The organism is Amycolatopsis rubida, from assembly GCF_900115345.1.
GTDB classification, from domain to species: domain Bacteria; phylum Actinomycetota; class Actinomycetes; order Mycobacteriales; family Pseudonocardiaceae; genus Amycolatopsis; species Amycolatopsis rubida.
In genome coordinates this window covers 1-19556 of the sequence record NZ_FOWC01000031.1, presented here as the reverse complement: position 1 = coordinate 19556, position 19556 = coordinate 1, and the positions used below count along the sequence as shown (strand labels likewise).

Genomic DNA, 19556 nt, shown 5'->3' with positions numbered 1-19556 from the left:
ATCGGTGCTTCATACGACCGGGGCCTCCGCGATCCGGCATCGGCCAAGGGCAGCGAAGATCGACGACAGGCGCTGGGCCGCGCTCACGCGTATGCCCGCGAAGCGCATCTCCTCCCGGCGCGAAACCTGCTTCTGGGAAGGTGTCCGCGACACCGCCCGGCTCCCCGGGAGCCCCTGCGGCGGTACCAGCTGACTTCGGCCACCGTGGACCGGCTTGGTTTACTGCGGCCCCGCCCTGCTGCTGCTCCTGCGGGACGAGCAGCCAGGCAGATGCCCGCGACGATGCGGCTGGCCACGCTGAAAGGCTCAGCTGATCCGCTGAAGCAGAAGCCCGCCACGCTGCGCGCCCTGCTGCACCAGCACAGCCGCAACTTCAGCTACATCCACGTCGCCGACGAGCCCGCCGGCTTGATCCGGGTACTCGGCCTGCTGCAGCGGCGGGAAGCTCTGAACGGATTGGCCTCCGGCACCCCGACCGGCCTCCCGTTGCTCGAAGAAGCACTCACGGCCGAAACCACCGTCACCCCGCTGAGCTTCGACGCAGACGCGGCCGTCGACGTTGTGGCAGACGCGCTCAAGCGGGCGGAGCACGGCAGCCAGGCGCTCCAGTTGCCGGAACGTCCGCGGTTCGGGGAATCCGTGCCCTGGATCGAGGTCGCCGAAAGCGGAGCCGAGGTCGATCGCTGGGACCGGCCGGATCGAACGCGACGAAGCGAAGCTGATCTCCGACCCGGACCCGATGCACTGGGCCAAACCCGGGGCCCGCCGCCCGTCGCAGGCAGCGCGCTACCGCGCCTGCGCGGTCCACGCCTCCGTCGAAACGGCAGGCAGCAGCGCATGCGGCACCGGACGCTCGTTGTGCACCACGAACGACGCGGTCACGATCACGTCCCAGCGGTCTGCCTTCTCGAAGGGCACCAGCTCGGACAGCTCGTCCCAGCTGATCCGGTCCCCGCCCTCGACCACGTCCCGCAGCCGGGAAACCGCGGCCTCGCCCGCTGTCGGAGCCAGCCGGGCCAGCGTCGCGTCGATGTCCAGGTCGTGTGCCGGGCAGTCCGCTTCGATGGCGGCGATCTCGGCTCGCGCCTGCGCCCTGCGGTCCTCGGCGAGATGCGCCCGCAGCCCCTCGAGAAACCGGAGCCGCTCCGGACGGTCGAGGAAAATGGTCAGCTCGCGCACGATGTCCGCCGGTTCGTCGCCGACGTGCACGAAGTTCAGGATCCGGTTGGGCGGGTTCAGCTTCGTGCGCAACTGGTGCGGACGGCGCTGGGCCGGATCGCCGACGCCTTTCAGCTCGCACAGCCGGACTGTCGCGGGCAATCCCGCGACCGGGCGGACGTCGCGCGCCAGGAACAGCAGCACATCGTTGGCGAGATACCAGAAAGTGCACAACTGCAGCCGGTCGACGGTGTAGATGTGCCAGTCGTAGCGCCACACCTCGCGCATCGAATGCCGGGTGTAGCCGAATCGCGTGGCGGCGACGGGCACGAAACCGTTGTCCGCCAGGTAATCCATGATCGGGCCGAGCCTGCGCCCGACCACCGCGTCCGGTTTGACCACCAGCATCGCCAGCCCGCCGAGCACTCTCGTCGCGGCACCGCCGAACACCGAAAGGACGTCCGCCCAACCCTCGCGGAAGTACAGGTCGTAGCCGAAGACCTCCCGTTTCTCCGGCACGACCGACAACTGCCGCCATTGTCCGGCCGTCGGCATCCCGTCGACCCGGTCCTCCCTGCCCGGCGTCCAGATCATCCGCTCATCCTGCCATGACGGCACCCTGCGCCGGCTCCGTTTCGCCGAGGACGGCGCTGGGCTGCCACGGTCCTGACGTCCGCTGCGGGTATCGTCGGCTGCCCGGACGACAGGAGGGTTGACGCGTGGCCAGGCAGCGGGTTCCGGTAGTGCTCGTCGCAGGTTTTCTCGGTGCGGGGAAGACCACGATGCTCAACCATCTGCTGGCCAACCGCCAGGGCGTCCGGGTCGGCGTGGTGGTGAACGATTTCGGCCAGGTGAACATCGACGCGCTCGCGGTCGCCGGGCAGGTCGACACGATGGTTTCGCTGGGCAACGGCTGCCTGTGCTGCGCGGTCGACGCCAGCGGGCTGGACGCGATGCTGGGCAAGCTGTCGCGGCCCGAGGCCGGGATCGACGTGATCGTGGTGGAGGCGAGCGGGATCGCCGAGCCCCGCGACCTGCTGCGGCTGATGATCGCCAGCGAGAACCCGGATATCCGGTACGGCGGGCTGGTCGAGGTGGTCGACGCTGTCGAGTTCGAGGCGACGCGGGTGCGGCATCCGGAGCTGACCGAGCATCTGCGGGTTGCCGACCTGGTGGTCCTCAACAAGGTCGACCGAGCCGAGGCGGACGCGCTGGCCAAGGTTCGTGCTGTCGTCGAGGAGCACGCGCCCGGGGTGCCGGTGCTGGAGACCGAGCGGGGGCGGGTTGATCCGGGATTGTTTTTCGATCCCCGGCCTCGGGAAAGCTATGGGCAGCTGTCTTTTGACGATCTGCGGGAACATGATCATTCCGAGCATTTGCACGAGCGGTATGAGAGCGTCGCCTTCACGGCCGAGCGGCCGCTTTCGCCTCGGCGGTTTCTCGCGTTTCTGGAGAGCCGGCCCGCTGGGCTGTACCGGGTCAAAGGGCAGGTGGATCTGGGGTCTCCGGAGTCGCGGTCCCGGTTCGGGTTGCACACTGTCGGGGCGTTTATGCAGGTAGAGAGGTCGGCTTGGCCGTCTGGGCCGCGACGGACCGAGCTGGTGCTGATCGGCGCCGGGATTGATTCCGCGGCCGTTGAACGGGAGCTTGCCGCTTGCGTGGCCGAGGAGGACGGACCTGACGAGCGGGGGCTTTTGCGGTTTCTCCGGTATTTGGATGAACCCGGCGAGGGCGGGGCGCGCCACGCCGAAGATGCGTAAACGCGCGGGTTGGCGGTGCCGGGGTCGCAGTATGTCTTCGTAGCTCGGACCAGCCTCTTTGGAGGACTAGTTCCATGGCGGAGACGATTGCGGCTCGGTGGTACCTCGTGGGTGCGTTGCCGGAGGACGATCCTGTCGCGCATGTGATGACTCGGGCGGACGACCTGCGGTACCGGCGGTCGGCTTGCGGGGAGCGGGAATCGCGGACGTGGACGCCGATCGATCTGACCGCGCCGGGGACTGGGCATGTCACGCCTTGCCCCGGGTGCGCGGGCACTTTGGCCGGAGTGCCGGTGGGGGTTGGCGGGCAGGAGCAGTTGGCGTTTGATCTGCCGTTGGGGTGAGTCGGCTCGTCGCCGGGGGCGACATCGCTTGGGGTCGCTGGCGTGGGGCACCCCGAAGCCCGAGTGTGCTGACGGGAGGCTTCGTATCGGGGTGCGGGGGAGGGGCTGGGTGCCTCGATGGTGGGTGCAGCGGCTGCGGGGAGGGGCTGGGTGCCTCGATCGCCGGGTGCGGCGGCTGCGGTTTGCGGGCGGGGCCGTAAAGGGCTCCTTGAGGGCACCCGCGTTCGTGAAGGGGCCCCTCGCGGGCCGGTGGAGGGTCGTGAGGGAATCAGAGTCAATGAGGGTGGCCCTCACGTACTTTCTGCTGGCTCGCGGAGTCACGCCTTCTTCGCCCGGCTCGGCGCGACCCGAGGCGGCTCGTTCGGCATCTTCGGGTACACCGGCGGCCACGGCGCGTCCATCAGCCCGCCGGCCAGGTCCTCTCGCGACATCTCCAGCAGCGCCTCGATCGACTGCGGCCGGTCGTTCGCGGCGGCCCACGGATCTCCCCGTTCCGCGACCAGCGCCGGTACCGTCGACAGCGTCAAGGCGTCCGGCTCCACCGTCGCCAGTTCGTCCCAGGCGATCGGCGTAGAAACCTGTCCGCCGACCCTCGGCCGCACACACCAAGCTCCGAAGACCGTTTTATGCGGTGCGTTCTGGTTGAAGTCCACGAAAACTCGTGAGCCTCGTTCTTCCTTCCACCATTGCGCAGTGATCAAGTCCGGATGCCGTCGTTCCAAAGCTCTTGCCAGCGCCACCGCGGCGGCCCGCACTTCGTAGCCGTCCCAGCGCGGTTCCAGCATCGAATACAGGTGCAGGCCGCGCGAACCGGAGGTCTTCACATAGACCTCGATTCCCAGCTCGGCGAGGAATTCTCGCACCAGCACGGCTGCCTCGCGCAGGTGCGGGAAGCCGATTCCGGGCGACGGGTCCAGGTCGATGCGCAGTTCGTCCGCGATATCCAGCGCCGCCGCGCGGTTTGGCCATACGTGGAAGCCCAGGCAGCCCTGGTTGACCGCCCACAGGACGTGCGCCAGGTCTGCTGCCACCAGTGCGTCGCTGGTGGTGCCGTTGGGGGTGGAGACGACGGCGGTGGTCAGCCAGGAAGGTGCGTTCTTGGGCGTGCGTTTTTGAAACCACGATTTTCCGCCCGCACCGTCGGGATAGCGTTCGAGCAGCAAGGGGCGGCCGCCAAGCCGGTCCAGCAAAGGGCCTGCGACAGCTCGGTAATAACGGACGAGATCGAGCTTGGTTTCGCCTCGTTCCGGGAAATAGACCTTGTCCGGGCTGGAAATGGTCAGTTCTACGCCGTCCAGTTCCAGCGAAACGCCGCTCATCGGGCCTCCCCGAACAGATCCGCCAGTTCGGCAGGCGGGGCCTCGTCCAGTTGTGCGTAGGTGCACGATTGCGGGGTCCGGTCCGGGCGGAAGCGCACCAACCGGCCGCCGTGGCGGAAGCGGCCGCCTTGGAGGTGTTCGTAGCGCACTTCGGCGACCTGTTCCGGGCGCAGCGGTTCCCACGACAGGTCCTTGTCCGGAGCCCACCGGCTGGTGGCGCCCGGCCGGCGCACCTCGTCGGCCTGCCATTCCGCCCAGCTGCGCCACGGATGCCCGTCGAGCGCGTTCTCCCGCCACGGGGCCAGCTCCTCGGCCAGTTCCCGCCGCCGCGCCGCGGTGAAGCTGCTCGCCACGCCGACGTGGTGCAGCGAACCCTCGTCGTCGTACAGCCCGAGCAGCAGCGACCCGACGCCCTTGCCGTCCTTGTGCCACCGGAAACCCGCGACGACACAGTCCGCGGTGCGCTCGTGCTTCACCTTCAGCATCACGCGTTTGTCCTGCTCATACGGCAGATCGGCGGGCTTCGCCATGACCCCGTCGAAGCCCGCGCCCTCGAACCGGGTGAACCAGTCCTGCGCGGTGTCCGGATCCGTCGTGAGCGGGGTCAGGTGCACCCGCCGCAAGCCAGCCGAGGGAGCGAAAATCCCCTCCAGCGCCCGCCGCCGCTCGGCGAACGGCTCCTCGGTCAGGTCCCGCTCGCCGAGCGCGAGCAGGTCGAACGCGACGAAGCTGGCCGGGGTCTCCTCCGCGAGCTTCCGGACCCGGCTGGCTGCCGGATGCAGCCGCAGCTGCAACGCCCCGAAGTCCAGCCCGCGCGGCGTGACCAGCACGATTTCGCCGTCGACGACGCATTTGCCCGGCAACGCGTCGCGCAGCAGCTCGACCAGCTCCGGGAAGTACCGGGTGAGCGGCCGGTCGTTGCGCGAGCCGAGTTCGATCTCGTCGCCGTCGCGGAACACGACGCACCGGAAGCCGTCCCACTTCGGCTCGTACCAGAACCCGCCGTCGCGCGGCACCTCGTGCACGGCTTTGGCGAGCATCGGCCGCACCGGCGGCATCAGCGGTAGTTCCACCTGCGCGATCCTAAGCGGAACAGACGCTGACCTGCACCTTTTTACTAGTCCGACCAAAGTAGGCCGACCCCGCCCGGCACGTAACCGTTGCTGCGAAGCCATTGGGCCGTGGCTGTGATCGGATTAGTAACGATCGGCACAGTACCAACGCGCCAGCACTAGCCCGCCTCGCGGCTTGGGCGTGAAGTACGTAGCCTTCCGCGGCATCCGCCGTCCCGCCGCGTGCACCGCCTGCACCGTCTCGAACGGCACCGGGGCCAGCTGCACCACCGCGTCCGCGTCCGGCGGGACCGGGCTGCCTGGCAGCAGCGGACGCACGTGCGGGCCGTCCGGGTCGAGGCCGAGCGCCGAGCCGAGGAGCGTCTGTTCCACCACCTCGTGGTCGATCACCAGCGGATCCGTGGCGGGCAGCCGCACCGACAGCACCCGTGAACCAGCCAGCACCACTGCCGTGCCGGGGCAGGAAGGCGGGGTCGAGTCGTCCGACCAGGCCACGTCCAGCCCTGCCTCCTGCCAAGCCGCGAACAGGCTCTCGGCAGAGTGCCCGGTCCCGAGGAGCACGCGGTTGATCGCCCGGATCTCCAGCTGCGACCCCGCCGTGATCAACGCCAGCAGCTGACCGCTCCCGGCCGCGGCCGCGACACGGTGATTCCCGTCCGCCACCAGCAGATCGCTCGCCGACGCGGCCTCCAGCAGCCGTTCCTGCAGTTCGCCCGGCCGCACCACCCACAGCTCGTGCGACAGTCCCGCCCGGTCCACAGTGGACACATCTGGATCCGCCGCGCCCACTGCCTCCTTGACCGCCGCGGTCAGCTCCGCGCCGTCGCCGACCGGCACGAGCAGCGCGGCGCTCGTCGCACAGCCGAGACCGTCCAGCACGGCCGCGCGCTCGGCGACCACCTCCGGATAGACCTCCTCGGTGTGCTTCACGTGCGCCCCGGCCGACGTCAGCTCCCGGACGTCGACCAGGCACAGCACGCCCGCGATCGTCTCGCCGATCCGGTAAGCCGCGACGAACCCGGTTTCCGGCCGGTAATGCCCGGTCAGCAGCCGTTCGAGCGTCGCCCGCGCCTCCGGCAACGCGGCCTCGACATCCAGCCCGGCTGCCAGCGCGGCGGGCGTCCGCGCCGGATGCTGCGCGGCCAGCAGCGTGTCCCCTTCCGCCGCCGCGAGCGCTTTCGTCACCGCCTCCGGTTCGGCGAACTCGTCGACATCCGGTCCCGGCACCGCGCCCTCAACGACCCAGCCCCGGCCGATCGGCCGCACCCATCTGTCCATCCCCCCATGATGGCGGTCGGACGGGCCCCCGGGCACCGATCGATCGGCTGGGGAATGCTTGCCGCGGCGAAGGAGTTCATTCCCGGCATGGGTAGCACGAGCAGTCCGCCCGCGGCGAAACGCGCCGCCGTGGGCCTTCGTTCCGAGCGGGGTCCCGTCCTCGCCGCCGTCATGCTGAGCACCGGCCTCGTGGCCCTCGACAGCACCATCATCGCCACCGCGGTGCCCTCCGTGGTCCGCGACCTCGGCGGGTTTTCCCAGTTCCCGTGGCTGTTCTCGATCTACCTGCTCACCCAGGCGGTCACCGTGCCGCTGTACGGCAAGTTCGCCGACGTCCTCGGCCGCCGCCCGGTGATGTTCTTCGGCATCGCCGCGTTCCTGGTCGGCTCGGTGCTGTGCGGGTTCGCGTGGAGCATGCCGGTGCTGATCGCGGCGCGCGCGGTGCAGGGCATCGGCGCGGGCGCGGTCCAGCCGATCAGCATGACGATGGTCGGCGACCTGTACACGGTCGAGGAACGCGCCCGGGTGCAGGGCTACCTCGCCGGCGTGTGGGCGGTCGCCTCGGTGATCGGGCCGACGCTCGGCGGCGTGTTCGCCGAATACCTCAGCTGGCGGTGGATCTTCTTCGTCAACCTGCCGCTCGGCGCGCTCGCCGCGTGGATGCTCTACCGCAAGTTCACCGAGCAGGTGAACCGCACGCGGCACAAGGTCGACTACGCCGGCGCGACCCTGCTGACGCTCGGCTGCGCGCTGCTGATCCTGGCCCTGCTGGAAGGCGGGGTCGCGTGGAGCTGGACGTCGGCGCCGAGCCTGGCGATCTTCGCCGTCGCGGTCCTGATGCTGGTCACGTTCGTGCTGGTCGAGCGACGCGCGGAGGAACCCGTACTGCCCCTGTGGGTGTTCACCCGCCGCACGCTGATCGGCGGAAACCTGGTCGCGCTCGTCACCGGCGCGGTGCTGCTGGGCTTCAGCTCGTTCCTGCCCACGTACTCCGAAGGCGTGCTCGGCACGGACGCGCTCACCGCGGGTTTCGCGCTGGCCGCGCTGACGATCGGCTGGCCGATCGCGGCGTCGCTGTCCGGAAGGATCTACCTGCGGATCGGATTCCGCGACACCGCGCTGATCGGCAGCGGATTCCTGCTCGCCGGGGCGGTCATGGCCACGTTCCTCGGCTTGGACTCGGTGGTCTGGACGGCCGCGGCGGCCGTATTCGTGGTGGGGGTCGGCCTCGGGCTTTCCTCCAGCCCGACGGTCGTGGCCGTGCAGTCCACCGTCGGCTGGGAGCGTCGCGGCGTCGTGACCGCGACCAACATGTTCAGCCGCTCGCTGGGCAGCGCGGTCGGCACGGCCGTCTTCGGCGCGATCGCGAACGCGACCCTCGCGGGCCGGTTCGCGCACCCGCCCGCGGAGGTCGCCGGGCATCTTCCGCAGAGCGTCGACGCCACCAGCCGCATCCTCAGCGGCGCGCACGACAACTCACCGGCGACGGTGTACGTGCGCGAATCGCTCGCCGGGGCCACGCACAACGTGTTCCTCGCGATCGTCGCCGTGTCGGTGGTGAGTGTCGTCGCGCTGCTGCTCATGCCCCGCAAGACCGAGCAGCTGACGTTCTAGTTCTGCAGCGGCCCGAGTTCGCGCACGAAATCGTCGAGGAACTGCCGGTAGTCGCCGGAGTAGCCAGGCCGGACCACGAATTTCGTGAGGCCGGCCTCGACGTGCCGCTCGATCATCCGGCGTGCTTCGGCCCAGCTGGTGGGCACGAGATCGGTCGCCGGACGGCCCGGATTGCGCTGCTGCGCCACCGCCCGCAGCCGTTCCGGGATCCCGTGCGGCGCGAGGACCATGCTCAACCCGAAGTGGTCCGATTCGATCTCCCGGCCGGCCTCGGCGGCGGCTTCCTGGATCGCCAGCCGCGCCGCGCGGGACTGATCCGGCGTGTGGAAGCTGCCGAGCCATCCGTCGGACAACCGGCCCGCGCGCCGCAAGGCGGCAGGCGCGGCCCCGCCGACCCAGACGTCGAGCCGTTTCGCCGGACGCGGCCCGATCGTCACGCCGTCGACCTGGAAGAACTCGCCGTCGAAGGACACGTCGTCCTGGTCGAGCAGCAGGCGCAGCAGCGCGAGCGACTCGTCGAAGACCGCCGCGCGCCGGCCGTCCGGCACCGGGAACAGGGCGCGTTCCGCGGGCTGCGCGGGCAGCAGGCCGAACACCGGGAGCACGCGTTTCGGAGCCAGTCCGGCCAGCGTGACCAGCTGTTTCGCGACCAGTACCGGATTCCGTCCGGGCAGGATCGCCACACCGGTGCCCAGTTTGAGCCGTTCGGTGCGGGCCAGCGCGTGCGTCATCCCGATCAACGGGTCGACATCCGGCGAATAAACCACTTCCGACAGCCACAGCGAGTCGACGCCCGCCGCCTCGCTCAGCTCGGCCAAACCGGTGAATTCCGCCGGCCCGGTCCCGAGTCCCGGCGCCACCCCCACCCGGATCTTGTCCACGCTCGCTCCGCTCTCCTCGGCACGTTCCCCTCGGCAGAACCGGATCCCGGCGCGAGTTCTTCCTTCTCAGGCGGTCGCTTCGATGACCCGGCCCAGCGCGGCGTGCAGCGCCTCCAGTTCGGAAACCTCCATGCCGAGCCGCTCGACGACGCGATACGGGATTTTCTCCGCCTCGGCGCGCAACTCCCGTCCCTTCTCCGTGAGCTCGACAGTCAGCTGGCGCTCGTCGGTCCGGCTGCGGCCCCGGGTCACGTACCCGACCGCCTCCAGCCGTTTGAGCAGCGGAGACAGCGTCGCGGGCTCGTGCCGCAACGCCGTGCTGAGGTCCTTCACCGACCGCGGCGACTGCTCCCACAGCGCCAGCATCACCAGGTACTGCGGATGAGTCAGCCCGTGCGGCTCCAGCAGCGGCCGGTAAATCGCGATCACGCTGCGCGAGGCGACCGACAGCGCGAAGCACACCTGCCGGTCGAGCTTCAGCGGGTCCTCGCCAAGGTCGATCTCGGCCACTCGTCCTCCTCGTGCTCGGGCCCACTCTAGCGCGGGCTGCACCACACTATTAGTTAGGGTACTAATCATTAGGGTACTGTGGTCGCAGACCCCGAGGAGGAACGATGACCGACCGGCCCGGCGTTCTCCGCTGGTTCGCCTACGCCGTGAGCGGACGGCTTCCCGAGCGCTACCGCGACTGGCTGCTGCACGACGCGACGTCCAAGCACTGGAAGGCCCGGCACGTCCTGCGCGCGACGGTGGGGATCGCCCCGCTGTGCCTGATCTGGCTGCTGCTGCCGGCCCCGCTCGGGCTGCGGCTGGCGATCGTGCTGATGGCCGCGCTGGTGTCGTACTTCTACTCGTGCGCGTACATGGAGGAAAGCATCGACCACCGGTTGTCCCGCAACGGTTTCCCGCCCGGAACCGGCAAGCGGGTCCGGCGCGAGAAAGCCGCCGAGGCAGGAGCCGAGGCGACCGCCCGCTACATCGCGGCCTACCGGCAGAACTCCGCCGACTAGACTCGGGAGCCGATGAGACGCAAGCGCCCGGCCCCGATCCCGCCCCGGCACGGCCTGGACCCCGCGCGGCTGCGGCTGCCCGAGGAGGGTCCGTGGACGACGCTGCTGGAGCACCTGGTCGAGCGCCTGCCCCGGGTCGCCCCCGCGCGGATCGGGGAAATGCTGCACGAGCAGCGGATCCACGGCGAGGACGGTCCGCTGGGGATCGACGCGGCATACGTCCCCGGTTCGTTCATCTGGTTCCACCGCGATGTGCCGGACGAGGTCCCGGTGCCGTTCGACGTCACCGTCCTGCACCGCGACGAGCACCTGCTCGTGGCCGACAAACCGCACTTCCTGGCGACCATCCCGCGCGGTCGGCACGTCCTGGAAACCGCGTTGGTGCGCCTCCGCCGTTCGCTGGACCTGCCCGCCCTCTCCCCCGCCCACCGGCTCGACCGCGTGACGGCGGGGCTGGTGATGTTCGTGATCACGCCGTCCGCGCGCGGGGCGTACCAGACGATGTTCCGCGACCGGTTGGTGCACAAGGAATACGAGGCGATCGCGCCGTACGACGCCGGCCTTGAGCTGCCCCGGACCGTGCACAGCAGGATCATGAAGGAACGCGGCGTGCTGGCCGCGCAGGAGGTTCCCGGGCCGCCGAACGCGGAGTCCACAGTGGAGCTTCTCGAACACCGGGACGGGCTGGGCCGCTATCGCCTCACGCCCGCCACCGGACGCACGCACCAGCTGCGGGTCCACATGTGTTCTTTAGGGATCCCCATCCTGGGCGACGATTTCTATCCGGAGCTGCACGAGAAACCGCTCGACGACTTCACGAAACCGTTGCAGCTGCTGGCGGAAGTGCTGGAATTCGACGATCCGCTGACCGGTGAGCACCGCCGGTTCACCAGCCGCCGGACGCTCGCGGCGTGGGATTCGCTCGAAGAATGGGCTGGGCGAGGGCCACCGCGAGGAAATGCGCGCTGGCGTTGATCAAGAGCGGATCTTGCTCGACCAGGCGGGCGCAGCGAAGGGCCGCGTCCACGCGCGCGTCGAATTCCTCGATCCCGGCCACGTCCAGGGCGGGCCAGGCCGGGCCCTCCACTCCGTACTCGGAAATCCCGGACAGGCCAGCGGTTTCCAGCTCGTCACGCAGTTCGTCCGCGGTGTGGAAATGCGCGGGTACGAAGCCGACGTGGCCGTCATAGCCGCCCGTATCGATCACGGCTCTTACCGCCGGGCTCACCTGTTCGGTGAGCTGGCCATTGGTTCCGGTCTCCAGGGCCGAGAGGTAACGACTGATCGCCGCCGCGAACAAAATGCCACCCGGACGAAGTACGCGCCGGGCTTCGGCAAGCGCCCGCTGGCGGTCACCGGATTCAGTCAAGTGATAGAGCGGCCCCATTAACAGCACGACATCCGCACTGTTGTCCGGCCAAGTCAAAGCTCGGGCGTCGCCGATTTCCGCTGTGCCGCGTTCGATCCCAGCTGCCTCGGCGACGTGCGTGGCCACGGGATCGACCACGTGCACGGAATGTCCGTCCGCAGCCAGCCATCGGGCGTGCACCCCGGTGGCCCCGCCGACGTCGAGCACTCGCTGCCCGGTCGCCGGTATCGCCCTGCGCACGAGTTCTTGCGTGCGCAGGAATTCCAGCCTGCCGTGCGGCGATCTGACCAGCCGCGTGTTCTCAGTGGTCTCGGTGTCGTAGTGCCCAACCAAAGTCATGACCGCGACAGTGGCCGAGTTCCCCTGCCGCGGCAACGGAATTACCGCCGGACGGGTGCCAGGCGGCGGCAGGCACCCGCCCGGCCGCTCACCTGGTCCAGAACTTGATTCCGCTCCACTGCACGGTAATCGGCCCCGCCCCGCTCGCCGTCCGGTACGACCCGAACTTGTCGTAGTAACTACCCGATGGGCTGTCGTCGGTCTGCTTCAGCGAGCCGTTGATGTATACCTGGTGGGAGCTGCCCACTTGATTGATCGTGGTGACCCGCACCGAAGTCCCGGCCGTCGCGCCGGTCGCCACCGTCTGGCCGTTCTCGACGGCGTAAAGACGTCCGCCCTTCTCCACCGCCAGCAGAAAATACGGCCCGGCGTTCGGACCGTCGCGGAACGTCTGCTTCAGGCTGATCCGCGAACCGCCCATGCTGGTGATCTTGAAGGAACCCTCGAACTGGTGCGTGCCGCCAGCGTAGGTCTCGTAGCGGCGCTCGGCGCGCTGTTCGCCGCTGCCGTCGGAGCAGGTCAGCTTGAAGGTGAGCCCGCTGATCTGGCCGCAGCCCTTCCGCTGTTCCTTGTACCCCGGCGACCAGGATTTCCAGGTGCCGCCGCCGACCTGGGCGTCCGCGACCGGGGCGAGAATCGCGAGCCCGCACACCGCCGCCGCCAGTGCCCCGCCGATCCGGGTTCTCGTGCGCACGTGCCGACCTCCGTGGAACTCAGGGCGGCGGTAGCGGTACAGGTCCAGACCACTGGCTGATCACTCTAAGTCCCCGGCCGGTCGCGGGCAAGAGCTCCTCCCTTGACGACTTTGTTTGTCACTGCTTGGCTCAGGGGATGCAGGACGTCGAAGTGATCGAGGACCCCGCTGTCGCGGCGGCCGCGCTGGACCCGGTGCGCGCCCGCCTGCTGGCCGCGCTGACCGAACCGGCGTCCGCCGCGGCACTGGCCGCCCGAGTGGGCCTGACCAGGCAAAAGGTCAACTACCACCTGCGCGCGCTCGAATCGCACGGCCTGGTCGAACCCGCCGGAACCCGGCAGTGGGGCGGCCTCACCGAACGCCTTTTCGCCGCCACCGCCGGCGCCTACCTGGTCTCCCCCGCCGCCCTCGGGGCCGTCGGCTCCGCCCGCGTGAAGCCGGACCGCCTGTCGGCGAGCTACCTGCTCGCCGTCGCCGGCCGCACCCTGCGCGAGGTCGCCGGATTGGCCCGACGCGCGGCCCGCGCGGGCAAACCGCTCTCGACGCTGACCCTGGACACGGAAATCGCCTTCGCGTCCGCCCGCGACCGCTCGGCCTTCACCGACGAGCTGGCCGCCCTCGTGACCGACCTCGTGTCCCGCTACCACAACGAGTCCGCCCCCGACGCCCGCCTGCACCGCCTCGTCGTCACCGCGCATCCCAAGCCCGCCGAGTAGTTCATCCGAACAGGCGTTCGAATATCGTGTAATTTGGAGGCATGAGTCAGGCATTTCAGGGCTCGCTGTTCGGTGCCAGCGGGCCGGCCACGCTGGGCCCGCTGTCCGGCGTGCAGCGCACCGAACTGGGGCAAGGCGCGTGGATCGACGTGCTGCCCGGGTGGCTCGACGGCTCGGACGAGCTGTACGAACACCTGGCGGCCGAGGTCCCGTGGTACGCGGAACGCCGCCAGATGTACGACCGAGTCGTCGCCGTGCCGCGTTTGCTGTGCTTCTACCGGGAGCACGCGCCCTTGCCGCACCCTGTCCTCACCGAGGCCCGAGAAGCACTGTCCGCGCACTACGCAGGTGAGCTGGGCGAACCGTTCCGCACGGCCGGACTCTGCTACTACCGCGACGGCCAGGACAGCGTCGCCTGGCACGGCGACGACCTCGGCCGCGGCCGGACCGAGGACACCATGGTGGCAATCCTGTCCGTCGGCGCCGCCCGGCACCTGGCCCTGCGCCCACGAGGCGGCGGAGACTCAGTGCGGTACCCGCTGGGGCATGGGGACTTGATCGTGATGGGCGGATCGTGCCAGCGGACGTGGGAACACGCGATCCCGAAGACGGCCCGTGCGGTGGGGCCGCGGATCAGTATCCAGTTCCGGCCGAGAGGGGTGCGATGAGGCAAGAAGCCCGGCGAGGACAGTGCGGGCAGAGGCGACGGGTTCCGCTCACCTGCGTGGGCCCAGTCCGACCAGGTCGCGCTCATCACGAGTGCGCGGTCGGTTCGGTCAAGCGGCCTCGTGCGTTCATGAGCACTGCGGGTTCGGCCGTACCGCCCGTGCGGACCAGGCGCACGCTGCTGGTCCGGCCAGGGTGCCTGGTGCACCCATCAGCGCACCGCCGCTGCGCACCACCCGCCCGCGGCCGGTCCAGCCACGCCACCCCGCACAGCTACGAACCCACCACGAAATCAACCGCGCGGCCGCACGCACCACCCGCCCGCAGCCAGTCCAGCCACGCCACCCCGCACACCCTGAACCCACCACCGGTCCAGCCGCCCCGCACACCACGACCCCGCCGCCGGTGCGGCCACTGCCCAAGCCATCCGCCGGGCACATCCGCGGCATCCGGCAGCAGGCGGCCGATCCCGCCAACTCAGCCGCAGCCGCACGAGACCCCCCGCACCGACCGGCCACCGACCCGCCCCGAGGCGACCACCCGAGCCAGCCCGGCCGTCCAGCGATCCGAAATCAGTCCACCAGCACCGGCAGCGAATCAAGCCCGTACACGATCGACACCTTCCGGAACTCCAGCTCCTCCGGCTGCACCGCAAGCCGCAGGTTCGGGAACCGCCGGACCAGTGCCGGGTACGCCGCCCGCAGCTCCATCCGGCCCAGCTCCGCGCCGATGCACCGGTGGATCCCGTACCCGAACGCCAGGTGCGAGGACGGCTCGCGGGCCGGGTCGAAGCGGTCCATGTCGCCCTTGCCGAGCACCGGGTCGCGGTCCGCGACCGACAGCGAAACCAGCACGATGTCGCCCTCGCTGATGCGCACGCCCGCGATGTCCATGTCCTGCTTCGCGAACCGCGGGAACGCCATCTGCACCACAGTCAGATAGCGCAGCAGCTCCTCGACGAACCGGTGCACCGCATCGTCGTCGCCCCGGACCGCCTCGAACGCCGCCGGGTCGCGCAGCACCACCAGCGCGCCCAGCGCCAGCATGCTCGCCGTGGTCTCCAGGCCGCCCGTGAGAATGCCGTCCGCGAGACCGGCGAGCTCGCGGTCGTCGATCTCGTCGCCGTGCTCCTTGATCAGCATGCCGAGCAGGCCGTCGCCGGGCTGTTCGCGCTGCTTGCGCACGATCTCCAGCAGGTACCCCAGCGACTCCGAGATCGCCCCCAGCGAGGCGCCCGCGCCGCTGAACAGGTCGAACCGCGCGGTGCTCAGCCGCTGGAAGTCCGCCCGGTCCTCATAGGACACGCCGAGCAGCTCGCAGATCGTGAGCGACGGGATCGGCAGCGCGAACTGCTCCCACAGGTCCACCGGGCCGTCCGCGGCGGCCATCGCGTCCAGCTGGTCCGCGACGATCTCGTCGATCCGCGGCGTGAGCCGGGAAAGCCGGCGCATCGTGAACTCGGGCGTCAGCAGCTTCCGCAGGCGCGTGTGGACCGGCGGGTCGGCGAATCCGAGGCCGCCCGGGTTCTGGTCCTCGGTGACGCCCGCGTTGCCGACGAGGTTCGTGAAGTCGTTGCTGAACTCCGCGCCCTTCCCGAGGACGGCCTTGGCCTCCTCGTAGCCGGTCACGAGCCAGGCGTTCATCCCGAACGGCAGGTCCAGCTTGCTGATCGGCGCCTCGCCGCGCAGCTTGCCGAGGTCGGGAACCGGGTCGAGGCCTTGGCGGCGCAACGGCTCCAGCGCCGAATCCGGCAGCAGCGCCATCTTTTCGAGATCGAAACCACGCTTCTGCTGGCGGGCGATGTACCGGCGGCCGGCCCAGGCGAGGATGCGCGAACGGAGACTCCCCATGGCGGCGACAGTACCGCAACCACCCCTTCCGCCGGTCCCGGGCGGAGACGCCCGTCACCCTGTGACCAGCGGAGGTCCACAGTGGACTCCCGTCACCCGGCCAGGTGACGGGTCCCGGGAATTGTCAGACCCCCCGGACAGAATGGCCCGCATCGGCAGCGACCTGGTGGCAGGCCGGTCGCAGCCGGTGAAAGTACGCGACGACGAGGCGAGTCCCGTGAGAGGCTCGCAAAGAAAGGGAGGAACCGGACATGACTGCGGCGCTGATCGGGCGGGCCCACCCCGCCGCGACCTTGCGCGCGCAGCTCTCGCGCGCCACGGCCAGCCACGGCGGCCTCGCCCTGGTCGCCGGCGAGGCCGGAATCGGCAAGACCACGCTGGTCAGCGCACTGGCCGACGACGCGCGAGAAGCAGGCGCGCTCGTCCTCGGGGGCACGTGCTGGGAGTCCGGGGCCGCGCCCGGCTATTGGCCGTGGGTCCAGGTCATGCGCGCGCTGCGCCGCGAGGCCGCGCCGCACGAATGGGCCGTCGCCAGCTCGCCGACGCTGTCCGCGCTGCTCGGCGAAACCCCCGAGCCGCCCGCCGACGACGGCTTCGAACTGCCCGACGCGGTCACCCGGGCGCTGGTCACAGTGGCACAGGACCGACCGGTGGTCGTCATCCTCGACGACTTGCACTGGGCCGACCCGGCGTCGCTGCGGCTGCTCGAATTCGCGGCCCGGCACACCTGGTTCGAGCGATTGCTGCTCATCGGCACATACCGCGACGTCGAGGTGGACGCGCCCAGCCATCCCCTGCACGAGCTGATGCTGCCGCTGGTCGCGAAAGCAGCCACGATCACGCTCACCGGCCTCGACGAAACCGGAGTCGCCGAGCTGATGAGCCGCACCGCGGGCGCGGATCCGGGCGCCGAACTGGCCGCCGACGTGCAGCGCCGCACCGGCGGCAACCCTTTCTTCGTCGAGCAGACAGCGCGGTTGTGGCGCAGCGGAAGCACCGTGTCCGCAGTCGCGCCCGGAGTCGCCGACGCACTCCAGCGGCGGCTGTCCCTGCTCCCCCGCGCGGTCACCGATCTGCTCACCAACGCCGCGGTGCTCGGCCGCGAGTTCTCGCTCCGGCTGCTCGCCGCCACCGTCGGTGCGCCAGCCGCACAGGTCGACCACCTGCTCACCCGCGCCGTAGCCGCCCGGCTCGTCATCGCACTCGGCGAAGGCCGCTTCTCCTTCGCGCACGACCTGGTACGGGAGTCGAGATACGCCGAACTGACCTCCGGCGAAGCACAACGCCGCCACGCCGCGGTCGTGCGCGCCGGTGAACACACACCGACCCTGATCGGCGTCGCCGAGCGCGCCCGGCACGCCTACCTCGCCCATGCCGAGCTCGATCCGAAGCAAGTAGTCCGCCTCTTGCTCGCCGCAGCCAAAGACGCAGGCGCCCGGATGGCCTTCGAAGAATCCATCGCGCACCTGCGCCGAGCCCGCGAACGAGCGGCAGACGACCGCGGCCAAGCCGTCGTAGCGCTGGAATTGGCCACCGCGCTGTGGCGCTCCGAGGCGAAAGACGAAGCCTGGCTGCTCTGCGAGGAGGCCGTGGCCCTGGCTCGCCGAGAGGACAACGCGAACCTCCTGGCCCGGGCCGCCCTCACCCTGTCGAGATTCGGCACCGGCGGCGCCCAGCGCGAGTTCACCGTTCACGTTCTCCGCGAGGCGCACGAAAAACTGTGCGGCGGCAACGCGGCCGAACCCCTCTCGCTGGACCGCATCAGGCTGGAACTCACCGCCCGCGCCACGATCCTCGCCCGCGCCGACGAGGACGACGACGCGCTGGCGTTCACTTTGTGGGCCAGACACGACGCGATCTGGGGCCTGGGCAGCGGCGCCGAACGCGAGCGGCTCACCGACGAACTCGCCGCCATCGCGCGGCGCACCGGCGACCGGGAGAACGAGTTCTTCGCGGCCTCGCTCAAGTGGGTCGCGATGCTGGAACAGGGGGATCCGCGGTACCTGGACCAGTTCCACGCGTTCCAAGGGGTCGCCGGAGAAGGCGTGCAAGCCGCGAAACTGGCGGAAGCGATCGACCGCAACATCATCTGTGCCTTCCGCGGCCGCTTCGCCGAAGCCGGCGAAGCACTGGCCGCCGTGGAAATCTTCGGCAGCAACGACTACGGCTACATGCCCGACCAATTGCGCTGGAGCGCGCTGCTGGTCCAAGGCCGATTCGCCGAAGCCGCCGACCTCCCCGCAAAACTGGCCGATGCCGGTTTCCCCCACCCGGCCCTGTTGCGCACCCTCGCCGCAGCACTGGCCGGCGACGCAGCCACCACCCGACACGAACTGTCCGAAGCGCTCGCAGACGGCCCATACGCCCGTGCCTTCACCCCGCTGTGGCTGCGTTGCCAAGCCCAAGCGGCCGTCGTGCTGGAAGACCGCGCAGCAGCCGAACGCTTGCTGCGCGAGCTTTCCCCACACTCCGGAGAATGGCTGGTCTCCCTGTACGGCTGCGAACTGAGCGGCCCGGTAGACCTGTGGACCGGCCTGCTGCACAAAACCCTGGGCGACCACGAAACAGCCGCCGCCCACTTCACCTCCGCCGCCCGCTCCGCAGACCGGCTGCGTGCCCGCCCGTGGGCCGTCGAAGCCCGCAACCACCTGGCAGGCACGCTGCTGGACCTGGGCGACACCGACCGCGCCGCCGCCCTGGCCGATGTCGTCTCCGCTGAAGCCGTCGAACTGGGCCTGCACCACATCACCGCCCGCCCCCGCCCCGCGACGTCGCCACCACCTGCTGCCGTCAACGAATTCCACCGAACCGACGCGGTCTGGACCCTGCGCTTCGCCGGCCGCGAGGTACGCATGCCAGACGCAAAAGGCCTGCGAGACTTGAACTTCCTGTTGAGCAGACCTGGCACCGAAATACCCGCCGCGCACCTGCTCGCCCCCGACGGCGGCCAAGAGTCCGAAGCCACCCGCACCTTCAGCGGCGACCCCATCCTCGACGACACCGCGAAAGCCGCCTACCGCCGCCGCCTGGACCACCTGGACGAGGCCATCGCCGCCGCCGCCCTCCGCGGCGACGACGCCAAAGCCGCCACCTTGGACACCGAACGCGCCGCCCTGCTCGACGAACTCCGAACGTCCACCGGCCTGTCCGGCCGAACCCGTCGCCTCGGCGACGAAACTGAACGAGCCCGCAAAGCCGTGACTGCCCGCATCCGCGACACCCTCCGCAAACTGACCGCCCTCCACCCGGAACTGGCCGACCACCTCCGCCGCACCATCACCACCGGCTCGTCCTGCAGTTACCAACCGGACACCCCCATGACCTGGCGCCTGTAACCGCCAGCGCGCCCGGCCGACCGCGCCCAGGCCGGGTATCAGGGGGAAGGGAAAGACAAGGAGAAGGGAGAGAAAGAGACAGGAGACAAGAACAAACCGCACCACCGCACCACCGCACCACCGCACCACCGCACCACCGCACCACCGCAC

Annotated in this window: 18 protein-coding genes; 8 read left to right on the top strand and 10 right to left on the bottom strand. The window is 70.0% G+C overall.

Features of this window, described 5'->3' with window-relative positions:
• Positions 1 to 306: 306 nt before the first annotated feature.
• Both BM362_RS47200 and BM362_RS45695 read right to left on the bottom strand, forming a co-directional pair.
• Entirely contained in the window at positions 307 to 591 is a 285-nt protein-coding gene (locus BM362_RS47200) for a hypothetical protein (protein ID WP_143132654.1), read from the bottom strand.
• 195 nt (positions 592 to 786) lie between these two features.
• Complete coding sequence (locus BM362_RS45695; RefSeq protein ID WP_093577375.1) at positions 787 to 1752, bottom strand: nucleoside-diphosphate kinase; 966 nt, start codon at positions 1750 to 1752, stop codon at positions 787 to 789.
• A gap of 125 nt (positions 1753 to 1877) precedes the next feature.
• Between BM362_RS45695 and BM362_RS45690 the strand changes: the two genes are divergently transcribed.
• Entirely contained in the window at positions 1878 to 2918 is a 1041-nt protein-coding gene (locus BM362_RS45690; RefSeq protein ID WP_093577374.1) for a CobW family GTP-binding protein, read from the top strand.
• Positions 2919 to 2992: 74 nt separating this feature from the next.
• A complete protein-coding gene (locus BM362_RS45685; RefSeq protein ID WP_067578823.1) occupies positions 2993 to 3262 on the top strand; it encodes a hypothetical protein in 270 nt (89 codons plus the stop codon).
• A 317-nt stretch (positions 3263 to 3579) separates the two neighbouring features.
• On the opposite strand, the gene ligD is transcribed toward BM362_RS45685, so the two are convergent.
• The 3 genes from ligD to BM362_RS45670 all read right to left on the bottom strand — a co-directional run bounded on the left by ligD (position 3580) and on the right by BM362_RS45670 (position 6932).
• Positions 3580 to 4581: a non-homologous end-joining DNA ligase gene (gene ligD / locus BM362_RS45680; RefSeq protein WP_093577373.1), complete on the bottom strand. Its 1002-nt coding sequence runs from the start codon at positions 4579 to 4581 to the stop codon at positions 3580 to 3582.
• Positions 4578 to 5654 (bottom strand): ATP-dependent DNA ligase, encoded by a 1077-nt coding sequence (locus BM362_RS45675; RefSeq protein WP_208865539.1) that lies wholly within the window; start codon positions 5652 to 5654, stop codon positions 4578 to 4580. Before BM362_RS45675 ends, ligD begins: the two co-directional genes overlap by 4 nt.
• Before the next feature lie 123 nt (positions 5655 to 5777).
• Complete coding sequence (locus BM362_RS45670) at positions 5778 to 6932, bottom strand: DUF1015 family protein (protein ID WP_093577371.1); 1155 nt, start codon at positions 6930 to 6932, stop codon at positions 5778 to 5780.
• An 87-nt stretch (positions 6933 to 7019) separates the two neighbouring features.
• Between BM362_RS45670 and BM362_RS45665 the strand changes: the two genes are divergently transcribed.
• Positions 7020 to 8546: an MDR family MFS transporter gene (locus BM362_RS45665; protein ID WP_067580090.1), complete on the top strand. Its 1527-nt coding sequence runs from the start codon at positions 7020 to 7022 to the stop codon at positions 8544 to 8546.
• On the opposite strand, the gene BM362_RS45660 is transcribed toward BM362_RS45665, so the two are convergent.
• Both BM362_RS45660 and BM362_RS45655 read right to left on the bottom strand, forming a co-directional pair.
• The gene (locus BM362_RS45660) at positions 8543 to 9427 is read right to left on the bottom strand and encodes a TIGR03854 family LLM class F420-dependent oxidoreductase (protein WP_067578830.1); all 885 of its coding nucleotides are present in this window, start codon (positions 9425 to 9427) and stop codon (positions 8543 to 8545) included. The genes BM362_RS45665 and BM362_RS45660 overlap by 4 nt on opposite strands.
• Before the next feature lie 66 nt (positions 9428 to 9493).
• Positions 9494 to 9937, bottom strand: coding sequence for a MarR family winged helix-turn-helix transcriptional regulator (locus BM362_RS45655; protein ID WP_067578831.1), 444 nt, complete (start codon positions 9935 to 9937; stop codon positions 9494 to 9496).
• 104 nt (positions 9938 to 10041) lie between these two features.
• On the opposite strand from BM362_RS45655, the gene BM362_RS45650 reads away from it, so the two are divergent.
• Together BM362_RS45650 and BM362_RS45645 are read left to right on the top strand one after the other, a co-directional pair.
• Complete coding sequence (locus tag BM362_RS45650; RefSeq protein WP_067578834.1) at positions 10042 to 10437, top strand: DUF5313 domain-containing protein; 396 nt, start codon at positions 10042 to 10044, stop codon at positions 10435 to 10437.
• 12 nt (positions 10438 to 10449) lie between these two features.
• Positions 10450 to 11412 (top strand): RluA family pseudouridine synthase, encoded by a 963-nt coding sequence (locus BM362_RS45645; protein ID WP_093577370.1) that lies wholly within the window; start codon positions 10450 to 10452, stop codon positions 11410 to 11412.
• On the opposite strand, the gene BM362_RS45640 is transcribed toward BM362_RS45645, so the two are convergent.
• A complete protein-coding gene (locus BM362_RS45640) occupies positions 11324 to 12145 on the bottom strand; it encodes a class I SAM-dependent methyltransferase (protein WP_093577369.1) in 822 nt (273 codons plus the stop codon). The two genes, BM362_RS45645 and BM362_RS45640, sit on opposite strands and share 89 nt — an antisense overlap.
• An 88-nt stretch (positions 12146 to 12233) precedes the next feature.
• On the bottom strand, positions 12234 to 12839 hold the full coding sequence (locus BM362_RS45635; protein WP_067578840.1) for a hypothetical protein: 606 nt from the start codon (positions 12837 to 12839) through the stop codon (positions 12234 to 12236).
• Between the two features lie 137 nt (positions 12840 to 12976).
• Here BM362_RS45635 and BM362_RS45630 point away from each other — a divergent pair, with 137 nt between their 5' ends.
• Both BM362_RS45630 and BM362_RS45625 read left to right on the top strand, forming a co-directional pair.
• A complete protein-coding gene (locus BM362_RS45630) occupies positions 12977 to 13555 on the top strand; it encodes an ArsR/SmtB family transcription factor (protein ID WP_067578842.1) in 579 nt (192 codons plus the stop codon).
• A gap of 41 nt (positions 13556 to 13596) precedes the next feature.
• Positions 13597 to 14223 carry an alpha-ketoglutarate-dependent dioxygenase AlkB gene (locus tag BM362_RS45625; protein ID WP_067578844.1) on the top strand — a complete coding sequence of 209 codons (627 nt, stop codon included), beginning with the start codon at positions 13597 to 13599 and terminating at the stop codon, positions 14221 to 14223.
• 570 nt (positions 14224 to 14793) lie between these two features.
• Here BM362_RS45625 and BM362_RS45620 read toward each other — a convergent pair.
• On the bottom strand, positions 14794 to 16071 hold the full coding sequence (locus tag BM362_RS45620; protein WP_167545683.1) for a cytochrome P450: 1278 nt from the start codon (positions 16069 to 16071) through the stop codon (positions 14794 to 14796).
• Positions 16072 to 16322: 251 nt separating this feature from the next.
• On the opposite strand from BM362_RS45620, the gene BM362_RS45615 reads away from it, so the two are divergent.
• The gene (locus tag BM362_RS45615) at positions 16323 to 19406 is read left to right on the top strand and encodes an ATP-binding protein (protein ID WP_093577368.1); all 3084 of its coding nucleotides are present in this window, start codon (positions 16323 to 16325) and stop codon (positions 19404 to 19406) included.
• Positions 19407 to 19556: the final 150 nt, after the last annotated feature.